Source organism: Comamonas sp. Z1 (assembly GCF_008121555.1).
Taxonomy (GTDB): domain Bacteria; phylum Pseudomonadota; class Gammaproteobacteria; order Burkholderiales; family Burkholderiaceae_C; genus Comamonas; species Comamonas thiooxydans.
Genome location: NZ_VOQT01000006.1, coordinates 83,477 through 96,216, shown reverse-complemented (window position 1 = coordinate 96,216; position 12,740 = coordinate 83,477). Strand labels below are relative to the sequence as shown.

General features: G+C 66.1%; 10 protein-coding genes. All 10 read left to right on the top strand.

Going from position 1 to position 12,740, the window contains the following annotated elements; translation table 11 throughout:
* Positions 1–34 precede the first annotated feature (34 nt).
* The 10 genes from FSY45_RS13235 to hutG all read left to right on the top strand — a co-directional run bounded on the left by FSY45_RS13235 (position 35) and on the right by hutG (position 12,740).
* Complete coding sequence (locus tag FSY45_RS13235; RefSeq protein ID WP_045839262.1) at positions 35–1,504, top strand: cytosine permease; 1,470 nt, start codon at positions 35–37, stop codon at positions 1,502–1,504.
* Between the two features lie 42 nt (positions 1,505–1,546).
* Entirely contained in the window at positions 1,547–3,244 is a 1,698-nt protein-coding gene (hutU, locus tag FSY45_RS13230; RefSeq protein ID WP_003069512.1) for a urocanate hydratase, read from the top strand.
* A 20-nt stretch (positions 3,245–3,264) separates the two neighbouring features.
* Positions 3,265–4,596, top strand: coding sequence for an amidohydrolase (locus tag FSY45_RS13225; RefSeq protein WP_046461197.1), 1,332 nt, complete (start codon positions 3,265–3,267; stop codon positions 4,594–4,596).
* Positions 4,597–4,704: 108 nt separating this feature from the next.
* Positions 4,705–5,271, top strand: coding sequence for a HutD family protein (locus FSY45_RS13220; protein WP_046461142.1), 567 nt, complete (start codon positions 4,705–4,707; stop codon positions 5,269–5,271).
* A 139-nt stretch (positions 5,272–5,410) separates the two neighbouring features.
* A complete protein-coding gene (hutI, locus tag FSY45_RS13215; protein ID WP_046461143.1) occupies positions 5,411–6,673 on the top strand; it encodes an imidazolonepropionase in 1,263 nt (420 codons plus the stop codon).
* 25 nt (positions 6,674–6,698) lie between these two features.
* Positions 6,699–8,087, top strand: coding sequence for an FAD-binding oxidoreductase (locus FSY45_RS13210; RefSeq protein ID WP_046461198.1), 1,389 nt, complete (start codon positions 6,699–6,701; stop codon positions 8,085–8,087).
* Positions 8,084–9,226, top strand: coding sequence for a histidinol-phosphate transaminase (locus FSY45_RS13205; protein WP_003070563.1), 1,143 nt, complete (start codon positions 8,084–8,086; stop codon positions 9,224–9,226). The genes FSY45_RS13210 and FSY45_RS13205 overlap by 4 nt, the downstream gene beginning before the upstream one ends.
* A gap of 3 nt (positions 9,227–9,229) precedes the next feature.
* Positions 9,230–10,459 carry an MFS transporter gene (locus tag FSY45_RS13200; RefSeq protein WP_046461144.1) on the top strand — a complete coding sequence of 410 codons (1,230 nt, stop codon included), beginning with the start codon at positions 9,230–9,232 and terminating at the stop codon, positions 10,457–10,459.
* The gene (locus tag FSY45_RS13195; RefSeq protein ID WP_046461145.1) at positions 10,456–11,883 is read left to right on the top strand and encodes a formimidoylglutamate deiminase; all 1,428 of its coding nucleotides are present in this window, start codon (positions 10,456–10,458) and stop codon (positions 11,881–11,883) included. The genes FSY45_RS13200 and FSY45_RS13195 overlap by 4 nt, the downstream gene beginning before the upstream one ends.
* A gap of 41 nt (positions 11,884–11,924) precedes the next feature.
* A complete protein-coding gene (gene hutG, locus FSY45_RS13190) occupies positions 11,925–12,740 on the top strand; it encodes an N-formylglutamate deformylase (RefSeq protein WP_046461146.1) in 816 nt (271 codons plus the stop codon).

Below are 12,740 nucleotides of genomic sequence, written 5' to 3'. Positions count from 1 at the left end.
TAAGAGACATCCAGAGGGATTGACGGAGCAATTCATGAGTATTGATACAGCCACGCTGGGTTCCTCTGGCGCCATCGAGACCAGAACCATAGACATGGTTCCGGAGAGCGAGCGCCATGGCTCGCCCTCCAGCCAGTTCACCCTCTGGTTCGGAGCCAATTGCCAGATCACGGCCATTGTCGACGGAGCGCTGGCCATCGTGTTCGGCGCGGAGGCCATGACGGCCATCATCGGTCTGCTGATCGGCAACATCCTCGGCGGCATCGTCATGGCCCTGCACTCGGCCCAGGGCCCGCGCCTGGGCCTGCCCCAGATGATTTCCAGCCGCGTGCAGTTCGGCGTCAAGGGCGCGGCCCTGCCGCTGCTGCTGGTGATCCTCATGTACCTGGGCTTCGCGGCCACGGGCACGGTTCTCTCGGGCCAGGCCATCAACCGCATGTTCGATTTCTCGGCCCCGCAGACCGGCATGATCATCTTCGGCACGCTGACCGCCATCGTGGCCGTGGTGGGCTATCGCCTCATCCACGTGCTCGGCCGCGTGGCCACGGTGATCGGGCTGCTGGGCTTTGCCTACCTGGCCGTGCGCCTGGGCATGCAGTACGACGTGGCCAGCGCCTTCGGCCAGAAGCCCTTCACCTGGGCGAGCTTCCTGCTCACCATCGCGCTGTCGGCCGGCTGGCAGATGACCTTCGCGCCCTACGTCGCCGACTACTCGCGCTACCTGCCGTCCAACACGCCTACGTCGCGGGCTTTCACCACGACCTTCATGGGCAGCGTGATCGGCGCGCAGATCGCCATGACGCTGGGCGTGCTGGTCGCCGCGCTGGGGGGCCAGTTCCTGAAGAACCAGGTCGGCTTCATCGGTGACCTGGCCGGCCCGGCCGCCATCGTGATCTACCTGGTGATCGTCTCGGGCAAGCTCACGGTGAACTGCCTCAATGCCTACGGCGGCTTCATGACCATCCTGACCACGGTCAGCGGCTTCAACAACAAGACGCAGATCTCGCCCGTCGCGCGCATCGCCTACATCGTCGGCTTCGTGCTGCTGTCGCTGGTGGTGGCCTTGCTGGCCAGCGCCGATTTCCTGAACAACTTCAAGAACTTCGTGCTGCTGCTGCTCGCCGTCTTCGTGCCATGGAGCGCGGTGAATCTGGTGGACTACTACCTGGTGTCCAAGGAGCGGGTCGACATTCCCGCGCTATACGACCCCCAGGGCCGTTATGGCAGCTACAACTTCATGGCGCTGGGTTGCTATGTGCTGGGCATCCTGGTGCAGATCCCGTTCCTGAACCAGGCGCTGTACAAGGGTCCGCTCGCCTCCATGCTGGGCGGTGCCGACATCTCCTGGATCGTCAGCCTCCTGGTGACATCGCTGGTGTACTACCCACTGGCCAAGCGGTCCATGAAGGTGCCTGCGGCCATGATCTATCCCAAGTGCAGCCCGGCCCCAGCCGTCGAGCCCGACTTCTACGCCGAGGCAACCCGCTTCCGAGCCGAGCCGTAACGCCTTTTCCATATTCTCTCCATTACTGTCAAAGGAGCAGCCATGACTACCCCTAACGATTCGCGCATCGACCCCACCCGCGTCATCCGCGCCCCTCGCGGCAACCAGCTCAGCTGCAAGAACTGGCTGACCGAAGCGGCCTACCGCATGATCCAGAACAACCTCGACCCCGAGGTCGCCGAGAACCCGCAAGCCCTGGTGGTCTACGGCGGCATCGGCCGCGCCGCCCGCAACTGGGAGTGCTACGACCAGATCCTGGCTTCCCTCAAGGAACTCAATGAGGACGAGTCCCTGCTGGTCCAGTCGGGCAAGCCTGTGGGCGTGTTCAAGACCCATCCGGGCGCGCCCCGCGTGCTGATCGCCAACTCCAACCTGGTGCCCAAGTGGGCCACCTGGGAGAAGTTCAACGAGCTGGACCGCAAGGGCCTGTTCATGTACGGCCAGATGACGGCCGGCAGCTGGATTTACATCGGCAGCCAGGGCATCGTGCAGGGCACTTTCGAGACCTTTGTCGAAGCCGGTCGCCAGCACTACAACAACGACCTGACCGGCAAGTGGATTCTCACGGCCGGCCTGGGCGGCATGGGCGGCGCCCAGCCCCTGGCCGCCACGCTGGCCGGCGCCTGCTCGCTGAACATCGAATGCAAGCAGTCCAGCATCGACTTCCGTCTGCGCACCCGCTATGTGGACAAGCAGGCCAAGGACGTCGACGACGCGCTGGCCCTGATCAAGCATCACACCGAAAAGGGTGAGGCGGTCTCCATCGCGCTGCTGGGCAATGCCGCTGAAATCCTGCCCGAGCTGGTCAAGCGCGCCAAGGCCGGCGGCCCCAAGCCCGACATCGTGACCGACCAGACCTCGGCCCACGACCTGATCAACGGCTACCTGCCCGTGGGCTGGACCGTGGCACAGTGGGAAGCAGCCGCTGCCGACCCCAGCCAGCACGCCAAGCTGACCAAGGCCGCGGCCCAGGGCTGCGCCGTGCACGTGCAGGCCATGCTGGACTTCCAGGCCATGGGCATCCCCACGGTGGACTACGGCAACAACATCCGCCAGGTGGCCTTCGACGAGGGTGTGAAGAACGCCTTCGACTTCCCCGGTTTCGTGCCCGCCTACATCCGTCCGCTGTTTTGCGAGGGCAAGGGCCCGTTCCGCTGGGTGGCGCTGTCGGGCGACCCCGAGGACATCTACAAGACCGACGCCAAGATCAAGGAACTGTTCCCCGAGAACAAGCACACCCACCGCTGGCTGGACATGGCGCGCGAGCGCATCGCCTTCCAGGGCCTGCCCGCACGTATCTGCTGGCTGGGTCTGGGCGAGCGCCACAAGGCGGCCCTGGCCTTCAATGAAATGGTCAAGAACGGCGAACTCAAGGCCCCCATCGTCATCGGCCGCGACCACCTGGATACCGGCTCCGTGGCCAGCCCCAACCGTGAGACCGAAGCCATGAAGGACGGCACGGATGCCGTCTCCGACTGGCCGCTGCTCAACGCCCTGCTCAACACTGCCGGCGGCGCCACCTGGGTCAGTCTGCACCACGGCGGCGGCGTGGGCATGGGCTACTCGCAGCACTCCGGCATGGTCATCGTGGCCGACGGTACCGATGAAGCTGCCGCGCGGCTGGCGCGCGTGCTGGTCAACGACTGCGGCTCGGGCGTGATGCGCCATGCGGACGCAGGCTACGAGCTGGCCATCGAGACCGCACGCAAGCAGGGCCTGAAGCTGCCCATGGTGAAGTAAGCGCCATGGCCGCCGCGCACATGACTCAACGGAGAAGCCTCCGTGCTCCCGCATTGCTGCGCGGCGTTGCCCTGGCTGCGGCGCTGCTGGTGCCCGGCTGGGCGGCCGCGCAGGAGCCCGCCGCGATCGATCGCCTGCTGGGCCAGATGTACCCGCAGCTGGATACGCTGTACAAGGATCTGCACGCCCACCCCGAACTGGGCTTTGCCGAGACCCGAACCGCCGCCCGGCTGGCGAAGGAACTGCGCGGCCTAGGTTTCGAGGTGACGGAGCAGGTCGGCAAGACCGGCGTGGTGGCCCTGCTGCGCAACGGCACGGGCCCCACGGTGATGGTCCGTACCGACATGGACGCGCTGCCTATGGAGGAAAAGACCGGCCTGCCCTATGCCAGCCGCACCAAGACCACCTGGAACGGCCGCGAGACCTTCGTAGCGCATAGCTGCGGCCACGACGTTCACATGGCGGCGTGGGTCGGCGTGGCGCGCACGCTGTCGGCTCTGAAGTCGCAGTGGCGCGGCACGCTCATGCTGGTTGCCCAGCCCGCGGAAGAAACCGGCGCCGGTGCGCGTGCCATGCTGGCCGACGGCCTGTTCACCCGCTTTCCCAAGCCCGACGTGGCGCTGGCGCTGCACACCGACCCGCGCCCCATCGGCACCGTCAGCTATGCGGTGGGGCCGATGACCTCGGCTGCCAACGAGGTGCAGATCACCTTCAAGGGCCGTGGCGGCCACGGCTCGGCGCCACACAAGGCGCTCGATCCGGTGATGATTGCCGCGCGCTTCATCGTCGACGTGCAGTCGGTCGTCAGCCGTGACAAGGACCCGATGGAGTTCGGCGTCGTCACCATCGGCGCGATGCAGGCAGGCAGCTCGGGCAACATCATCCCCGACCGGGTGGTGCTGCGCGGCACGATCCGCAGCTACGCACCGGCGGTGCGGGCACAACTGCTCGACGGCGTGCGCCGTGTCGCGCTTGCCTCGGCCGCAGCGGCTGGCGCGCCGGAGCCCGATATCGCGCTGCCGGACACCAGCTCCGCCACCGTCAATAACCCGGCCGTCGTGGCGAAGGTCGAGTCGGTGCTGAAGGCCGCATTGGGGGCCGACAACGTGACGCGCACGCCGCCGCTGACCACCAGCGAAGACTTCGCCGAATACGGCGCCGAGGGCGTGCCCTCGATGTTCTTCCTGGTCGGCGTCACCGACCCGCAGGAAGTGGCCGCCTCGCAGCGCCCCGGTGGCAAGCCGCTGGTGTTCAACCACTCGCCGCAGTTCGCGCCGCTGCCGGAGCCTTCCATCAAGACCGGCGTGAAGGCCATGAGCCTGGCGGCGCTGGGCTTCCTGGACAAGCCTTGACACGCATCATTGCTTGCCAGACGGCTGCGGCCCCTGCTCGGTACTTCCGCGCTGGGGCACGCCGGTTCTAGCGCGGCGTTTTGTTTTAATTTTTTGTGCTTTTGATCGATGCAACGCTTTGACCTGAACCAGATTGCGCCCAGCCCGTGGAAGAACGGGGGCGGCAGCACGCGCGAGATTGCCTGCTGGCCGCAGGGTGCGGGCATGGACAGCTTTGGCTGGCGCGTGAGCGTGGCCACGATTGCCCAGGCCGGCCCGTTTTCTGCATTTCCGGGCATAGACCGCCAGATCATGCTGCTCGATGGCGACGGGGTACGGTTGCACAGCGCCCATGCCGGGCTCGAGCATGCATTGACCGAGCGCTGGCAGCCATTCGCCTTTTCGGGCGATATGGCGCTGGATTGCGATCTGCTGGGCGGGCCGTCCAGCGACTTCAATGTCATGACCCGGCGCGGACAGTGGTCGGCCAGTCTGGAGCAGCTCGGCGGCCGGGCCGAGGCGGGGCTGAGCGCCGCAGGGCTTTGCATGGTGCTGGAGGGGGGCTGGAAATGGGCCGACGGGCGGATACTGCAAGCCGGTCAAGGCCTCTGGTGGACCAGCCCCCAGGCCGAGCCGCTGTTGGCGCAGGACGAGCAGGCCAGGCTGATCCTGGTCAGCCTGACGCCGCACAGCTAAAACACGAGCAGCTTGCACCCTTGAATTGGACGTTTCAATGCGTATTGATATGAAAAATCAGGAGTGGCAAGCGCATGAAGCTATGAAATCAGTAGTTTCATGGTTTGAATTGCCGTAATCGAACACTAGGAGCATCGCCATGACGCAAGTTATTTCCCATCCCGCAGTCTCTGCCGACGGCTGCTGGTACAACCTGCGTCTGGCGCCGGAGCTGTATGTCTCCGAAGTGGCGGATATTCCCGAGGGCACGCTGGCCTGTCTCGTGGTGCAACAAGGCCGCATGGTCTGGGTGGGCCCGCAGGATGCCATGCCCGCCGAATACCAGGCGCTGCCCCGGCATGATGGCGCAGGGCGCCTGGCCACGCCGGGCCTGATCGACTGCCACACCCACCTGGTCTATGGCGGCGAGCGTGCCAACGAGTTCGCCATGCGCCTGGCCGGGGCCAGCTACGAGGAAGTGGCTAGGGCCGGCGGAGGCATCGTCTCCAGCGTCAGGGCCACGCGCGAAGCGTCGGAGGACGAGCTGGTGGCGCTGGCGCTGCCGCGTCTCGAGCAGTTGCTGGCCGAAGGCGTGACGGCCATAGAGATCAAGTCGGGCTACGGCCTGGCCCTGGAACACGAGCGCAAGCAGCTGCGCGCCGCACGGCGCCTGGGCGAGTTGTGTGCCGTGACCGTGCGCACCACCTTTTTAGGGGCCCATGCGCTGCCGCCTGAGTACGCGGGCCGCAGCCAGGAATACACGGATCTGGTCTGTCAGGTCATGCTGCCGGCGCTGGCCGCCGAAGGCCTGATCGATGCCGTCGACGTGTTCTGCGAGCGCATCGCCTTCTCGCTGGCCGAGACCGAGCAGGTCTTTCGGGTGGCCAAGGCCTTGGGCCTGCCCGTCAAGCTGCATGCCGAGCAGCTGTCGAATATGGAGGGTGCAGCCCTCGCGGCCCGCTATGGCGCGCTGTCCTGCGACCATATCGAGCACTTGTCCGAACACGGCATTGACGAGATGAAGAAGGCCGGTACCGTGGCCGTGCTACTGCCCGGAGCCTTCTATACGCTGCGCGACACCAAAGTGCCGCCGATTGAGGAATTAAGGGCCGCCAAGGTCCCCATGGCCGTTTCTACCGATCACAATCCGGGTACCTCCCCGTGCTTGAGCTTGCTGCTCATGGCCAATATGGCTTGCACGCTGTTCCGTCTGACGGTTCCCGAGGCTCTGGCGGGCATCACCCGGCATGCCGCGCAGGCTCTGGGTCTGCAGGACGAGCAAGGCCTGATTGCCGTGGGCCGTCCCGCCAACTTCGTGCTCTGGCCCGTGAAGCAGGCTGCCGAACTGGCCTACTGGTTCGGCAGCAAGCCTGACTGTACGGTGGTGCGCCAGGGCCTGATTGCGCAGCAAGCCAAAGCCTGAAAGCGGGGAGCGCGAAAGGTTGCTGATGTCTCACGAACAATTTCTCAATGAACTGATTTCCACCCTGGGCGCCGATGTCGCGCTGCGCGGCACGGACACGCCCGAGCGTAGCCGCACCGACTGGAGCGGCACGCCCCCCCAGCAGCCGCTGGCGCTGGTGCGCCCACGGACCACGGAGGAAGTCAGCGCGGTCATGCGTCTGTGCAGCGCCCACAGGGTTGCGGTGGTTCCGCAGGGCGGGCTGACCGGGCTGGCCGGTGCCGCGGTCCCTACGGAGGGCGCTGTCGCGCTGTCGCTGGATCGCATGAACCGCATCGAGGACATCGATGCCAAGGCCGGGCTGATGCAGGTGCAGGCCGGCGCCACCCTGCAAGCCGTGCAGGAGGCGGCCGTCGATGTCGGCATGGTGTTCGGTGTGGATCTCGGTGCTCGCGGCAGCTGCCAGATCGGCGGCAACGTCTCCACCAATGCGGGCGGCAACGGCGTGCTGCAGCACGGCATGATGCGCGAGCAGGTGCTGGGCCTGGAAGTGGTGCTGGCCGACGGCACGGTGCTGCCCATGCTGCGCCCCATGATCAAGAACAACACGGGTTATGACCTCAAGCAGTTCTTCATCGGTGCCGAAGGCACGCTGGGCATCATCACGCGCGTGCTGCTGCGCCTGCGCCCCGCGCCCCAGGCCACGGCCACGACGCTGGTGGCCATGCCCGATTTCGACTCGGCGCTGGCCGTGCTCAAGCGCATGCAGTCGCGCTTCGGCAACAGCGTCGCGGCCTACGAGCTGATGTGGGACAGCTTTGTGCAGGCCTCCATGGCCTGGCTCAAGCTCGCTGCGCCTTTTGAGCAGCGCTACCCCTTGCTGGCCCTGATCAATGTGGATGGCAAGGACGAGGCGCAGCTGCAGGGCGATCTGCAGCAGGTGCTTGAGGAAGCCATGGAAGCCGGCGAGGTGCTCGATGCCATCGTGGCCCAGTCGGTCGCCCAGGTGCAGCAGCTGTGGAAGCTGCGCGAGGCCCCGGCCGAGCTCAACAACAATATGCATCCCGCGATCAACTTCGACGTGAGCCTGCCCCAGGCCGACATCGGCCGCTTTGCCGAAGCCTGCATGCAGGCTTTTGCCGCGCGCTGGCCTGCGCACCAGGCGCTGTACTTCGGTCATGTGGGCGACGGCAATCTCCATGTCTCGGTGGATGGCAAGACCGTCAACGGCGAATGCGAGCAGGTGGAGGAGCTTCTCTACCGCATCGTGGGCGAGATGCAGGGCAGCGTCTCCGCGGAGCACGGCATAGGTCTGCACAAAAAGCCGTATCTGAGCAACAGCCGCACGCCCGCAGAGCTGGCGGCGATGCGGGCCATCAAGCTGGCCCTCGATCCCCTGGGCCTGATGAATCCCGGAAAGGTGTTTGATCTATGACGAATTCCCTGGTGGCCTCGCTGGCCCGGGCCCAGGTGCGCCCGCTGCCCGCGTACAACGCCGGCCTGTCCAACGAAGCGGTGCGGGCGCGCTATGGCGTGACCGATATCGCGCGACTGGCCAGCAATGAAAATCCCTTCGGTGCCAGCGCCTCGGTGCGCCGGGCGATTGCCGAGGTGGCCAACGATGTGGGTAACTATCCCGATGCCAACTGCACGGCCTTGCGCGAAGCCATTGCCGAGCGCACGGGGCTGCCCGCCGGGCGCCTGGTCTTCGGCGACGGCTCGGAAGACCTGATCAAGATTCTCTGCGAGGTCTTTCTCGCTCCCGGCGATCTGGTGGTGACACAGCGTCCCGTGTTCGGCCTGCACGAAATCTATCCAAAGATGATGGGCGCGGAGGTCGAGCTCCTCGACCTCAACGAGGAGCTGGGCTTCGATCTGGGCGCCTGGTGCGCTGCCGTGGCCAAGGCCCCCAAGATCGCCTTCCTGCCCAACCCGTCCAACCCCGTGGGCTGCATGATGGATGCGGCGCAGTTTGCGCAGGTGCTGGAGGCCACGCCCGCCAACACCGTGCTGGTGGTGGATGAGGCCTATTACGAATACGCGCTGCATGACGATGACTACCCCGATGTGCTGGCCATGCTGGAGGCGCGTGTCGGGCCCTGGATCGTGCTGCGCACCTTCTCCAAGGCCTGGGGCCTGGCCGGTCTGCGCGTGGGCTACGGCATGGCCGACAGCGCCGAGCTGGTGGGCCTGATGGACAAGGTGCGCTCGCCCTTCAACGTGAACATGGCGGCCCAGCGCGCAGCGCTGGCCGCCTGGAACGATCCCGCGCACATGCGCAGCGGTGTGGCGACCACGGTGGCGCTGCGCGAAGATCTGCGCAGACAGCTGCTGGCGCTGGCAGGGCCGGGCCGGCCGCTGCAAGGCCTGCGCATTGCGCCTTCGGTGGCCAACTTCCTGTTTCTCGACCTCGGCCGTCCCAATGGCCCGGTGACCGAAGCGCTGCTCAGGCAGGGCGTGATCGTCAAACCCTGGAAGGAGCCGGGCTTCGAGCATTTCCTGCGCGTGTCCATAGGCACCGAAGGCGACAACGCGCGTTTTGTACAGGCCTTGCTGGCCGCACTCGAGGCCTGAGCCATGAAGCTGTTCCGGGGCTGGACGATTGTGGCGGCGGCCCATGGCCTGCTCGCCCTGGCCTTCGGCGCAGCTTATTCCTTTGGCGCTTTTTTCAAGAGCATCCAGACGCAGTTCGATGCGGGCCGTTTCTCGGTGGGCTCGCTGTTTGCCGTGACGGCTTTGCTGTACTACTGCGTGGGCGCTGTTGCCGGCCCTCTGGCCGACCGCATAGGCCTGCGCCGCGTGACCGGTGCGGGGGTCTTGCTGCTGGCCACAGGCTTTGCGCTGGCCAGCCAGACCCGCTCGCTGGCGCAGCTGTTCGTGGTTTTCGGCCTGTTCGTGGGCGGTGGTGTGGGCCTGATCTACGTACCGGCCCTGGTGGCCGTGCAGCGCTGGTTCATACGGCTGCGCAGCCGTGCCTCCGGCCTGGCCTCGGCCGGCACCGGCGTCGGCACCTTCGCCGCGCCGCTGTTTGCGGGCTGGCTGCTGGAGTTGCAGAGCTGGCAGATCACCATGCAGTGGTTTGCGCTGGCCATCTTGCTGCTGGGACTGCCGGCCGCGCTGTCCATGGTCGGCCAGCCATCGCAGCTGGGTCTGAGCTGCGACGGCGATCCTCACCCTGCCCAGGCTGCAGCCCAGGCGCAGGGCATGGAGCTGTCCCAGGCCGTGCGCAGCAGCAGCTTCGGCTGGTTTTTCCTCGCCATTTTCCTGGCTTCGGTGAGCCTGTTTGCGGCCCTGGTGCATATCGCTCCCATGGCCCAGGGCCTGGATATCGATGCCGTTTCAAGCCAGTGGCTGATCGCCCTGATAGGCGCTGGCAATGTGCTGGGCCGGCCCCTGCTGGGCGGTCTCGGCGACAGGCTGGGAGCTCTGCGTCTGCTTATGGGTCTGAGCATTTTTCTGGCCCTGCTGCACTTGCTGTGGTGGCAGGCCCATGGCTGGGCCGCGCTTGCCGTGTTTGCCCTGCTGTTCGGCGCGGCGCATGGCGGCTGCATCGCCCTGTTTCCCGTCCTTGCCGCCCAGTGGTTCGGCACCTTGCGGCTGGGTGCCATTTTGGGCATTCTTTACATCAGCGTGGGGCTGGCGGCAGTCGTCGGCGCCAGCGCGTCCGGCTGGGTGTTCGACCAGACTGGCGGCTACACCCAGGCCATCCAGGTCAGCGCCGCGCTGGCCTTGCTGGCTGTGGCTGCGCTGGCGCTTGCGGCCCGTGGCCAGCGTTTGGTTTCCTCTCCTTCAGGCATTTCGAAATGATCATGCACTCTTCCTCCTCCAGCGGCACACTTTTTGCCGAAGACGCCTTACTGCCCACGGGATGGGCGCGCAATGTCCTGCTCAGCTGGGATGAGGGCGGGCGTCTGGCCGAGGTGCTCACCGATGTGGATCCGCAAAGCGGCGAGGCCGGCGAGGTCGATACCGCCATCCGCGCCGCCGGCCCGGTGATCCCAGGCATGCCCAATCTGCACTCGCATGCCTTCCAGCGTGCGTTCGGCGGTCTGACCGAGTTCCGTGGCCAGGCGCAGGACAGCTTCTGGAGCTGGCGCAAGCTGATGTACGGCTTTGCCAACCGCATGACACCCGAGGCGCTGGAAGCGATTGCGACCTGGCTGTACCTGGAGATGATGGAGGCAGGTTACACCTCGGTCTGCGAGTTCCACTATGTGCACCATGATGTAGGCGGCAAGCCCTATGCCAACGATGCCAGCCTGTCCCTGGCGCTGCTGCGTGCGGCGCAGAAGACGGGCATAGGCATGACCTTGCTGCCCGTGCTCTATCAGACCAGCGGCTTCGGGGGCCTGCCGCCTCGTGGGGATCAGGCCCGCTTCATTCGCAGCACGGACAACATGCTCTCCTTGCTGCAGCAGCTGGAGCCCGTGACCAGGGCGCAGCAGGCAGCCCTGGGCCTGGCTCCGCATTCGCTGCGCGCCGTGCCGCCGGACAGCCTGAAAGCCGCGCTCGCAGGCCTGCACGCCATGCTGCCCAAGGCGCCGGTGCACATTCATATCGCCGAACAGACCCAGGAGGTGGACGACTGCCTGGCCTGGAGTGGCCAGCGCCCCGTGCAATGGCTGCTCGAGCATGCGCCCGTCGATGCGCGCTGGTGCCTGGTTCATGCCACGCATATGACGCCCGAGGAATATGCGGGCGCGGCTCGCAGCGCTGCCGTGGCCGGCATCTGTCCCACCACCGAAGCCAATCTTGGTGATGGGATTTTCGATATGCCGGTGTGGCTCAGGCATGGCGGCCGCTGGGGCATTGGCTCGGACAGCCACGCCACGGTCAACGCGGCCGAAGAGCTGCTGATGCTCGAATACAGCCAGCGCCTGAACCTGCGCCAGCGCAATGTGCTCGGCGGCGGTGCCCAGCCCCAGGTGGCGACCTCCATGACCTTGCAGGCGGTGGCCGGCGGTGCCCAGGCATCCGGCCGCGCCATTTCCGGTCTGGCCGTGGGCCAGCAGGCCGACTTCGTGGTGCTCGATGCCCGGCATGTGGCCCTCAACGGCCTGCCAGCCGACAGCGGCCATGCAGCCCATGTGTTTGCAAGCCATCGCACCTCGGCCATAGCCGATGTCTGGGTTCGCGGCCAGCAGCGCGTGCAGGCAGGCCGCCATGCGCTGCACGAGGTCGCGCAACAGGGCTTTGTCCTGGCCCGCAAGGCATTGCTGCAAGGCGCCTGAGGGTGGCTGCATTCAGATTTTTGACAGAAGAGAGACGCTCCATGAGCCAAGCCATCGCCCCCTTTGTCTTCCACCAGGGTACGGCACCGCTGCTGATTTCCATGCCGCATACCGGCACCCATGTACCGGCCGACATTGCGGCCAGGCTCACGCCCGAAGGGCGCGAAGTCCACGACACCGACTGGCATATGCCGCAGCTCTACGACTTCGCCAAGGCGCTGGGCGCATCCATTCTGGTTGCCACGCATTCGCGCTATGTCATCGATCTGAACCGTCCGCCCGATGGTGCCAGCCTCTATCCGGGCCAGAGCGTGACCGGGCTGTGTCCGGTTGACGGCTTCGACAGCAAGCCCCTGTATGCCAGCAAGGACCTGGAGCCCGACGAGGCAGAAGTCGCGCGCCGCCGCGAACTCTACTGGCAGCCCTATCATGCGCAGCTGCGCGCCGAGCTCGACCGCATCAAGAGCCAGCATGGCGTGGCCATGCTGTGGGATGCACACAGCATCCGCTCGGTGCTGCCGCGCTTTTTCGAGGGCAAGCTGCCCGACCTGAACCTGGGCACCGCCGACGGCAAGAGCTGCGCGCCGGCGCTGGCCCAGCAACTGCTGGACATTGCACGGCAGGCACCGGGCCACACCAGCGTGCTCAACGGTCGCTTCAAGGGTGGCTTCATCACGCGCAACTATGGTCAGCCGGAGCAGGGCTTTCACGCCGTGCAGCTGGAGATGACGCAGTCCAGCTATATGCAGGAGCAGATGCCTTTTGACTACCTGCCCGAGGTCGCGGCCCGTATCCAGCCCACCATGCAGCGTCTGCTGCAGGCCGTGCTGGCCTTCGCCCAGACCAGCGGCCGCTGA

What these genes read in the sequence shown, in the direction of transcription:
- hutU (WP_003069512.1), top strand. Translation starts at nt 1,547, where the DNA reads ATGACTACCCCTAACGATTCGCGCATCGACCCCACCCGCGTCATCCGC.
- FSY45_RS13235 (WP_045839262.1), top strand. Translation starts at nt 35, where the DNA reads ATGAGTATTGATACAGCCACGCTGGGTTCCTCTGGCGCCATCGAGACC.
- FSY45_RS13210 (WP_046461198.1), top strand. Translation starts at nt 6,699, where the DNA reads ATGTCTCACGAACAATTTCTCAATGAACTGATTTCCACCCTGGGCGCC.
- FSY45_RS13225 (WP_046461197.1), top strand. Translation starts at nt 3,265, where the DNA reads ATGACTCAACGGAGAAGCCTCCGTGCTCCCGCATTGCTGCGCGGCGTT.
- FSY45_RS13200 (WP_046461144.1), top strand. Translation starts at nt 9,230, where the DNA reads ATGAAGCTGTTCCGGGGCTGGACGATTGTGGCGGCGGCCCATGGCCTG.
- hutG (WP_046461146.1), top strand. Translation starts at nt 11,925, where the DNA reads ATGAGCCAAGCCATCGCCCCCTTTGTCTTCCACCAGGGTACGGCACCG.
- FSY45_RS13220 (WP_046461142.1), top strand. Translation starts at nt 4,705, where the DNA reads ATGCAACGCTTTGACCTGAACCAGATTGCGCCCAGCCCGTGGAAGAAC.
- FSY45_RS13195 (WP_046461145.1), top strand. Translation starts at nt 10,456, where the DNA reads ATGATCATGCACTCTTCCTCCTCCAGCGGCACACTTTTTGCCGAAGAC.
- hutI (WP_046461143.1), top strand. Translation starts at nt 5,411, where the DNA reads ATGACGCAAGTTATTTCCCATCCCGCAGTCTCTGCCGACGGCTGCTGG.
- FSY45_RS13205 (WP_003070563.1), top strand. Translation starts at nt 8,084, where the DNA reads ATGACGAATTCCCTGGTGGCCTCGCTGGCCCGGGCCCAGGTGCGCCCG.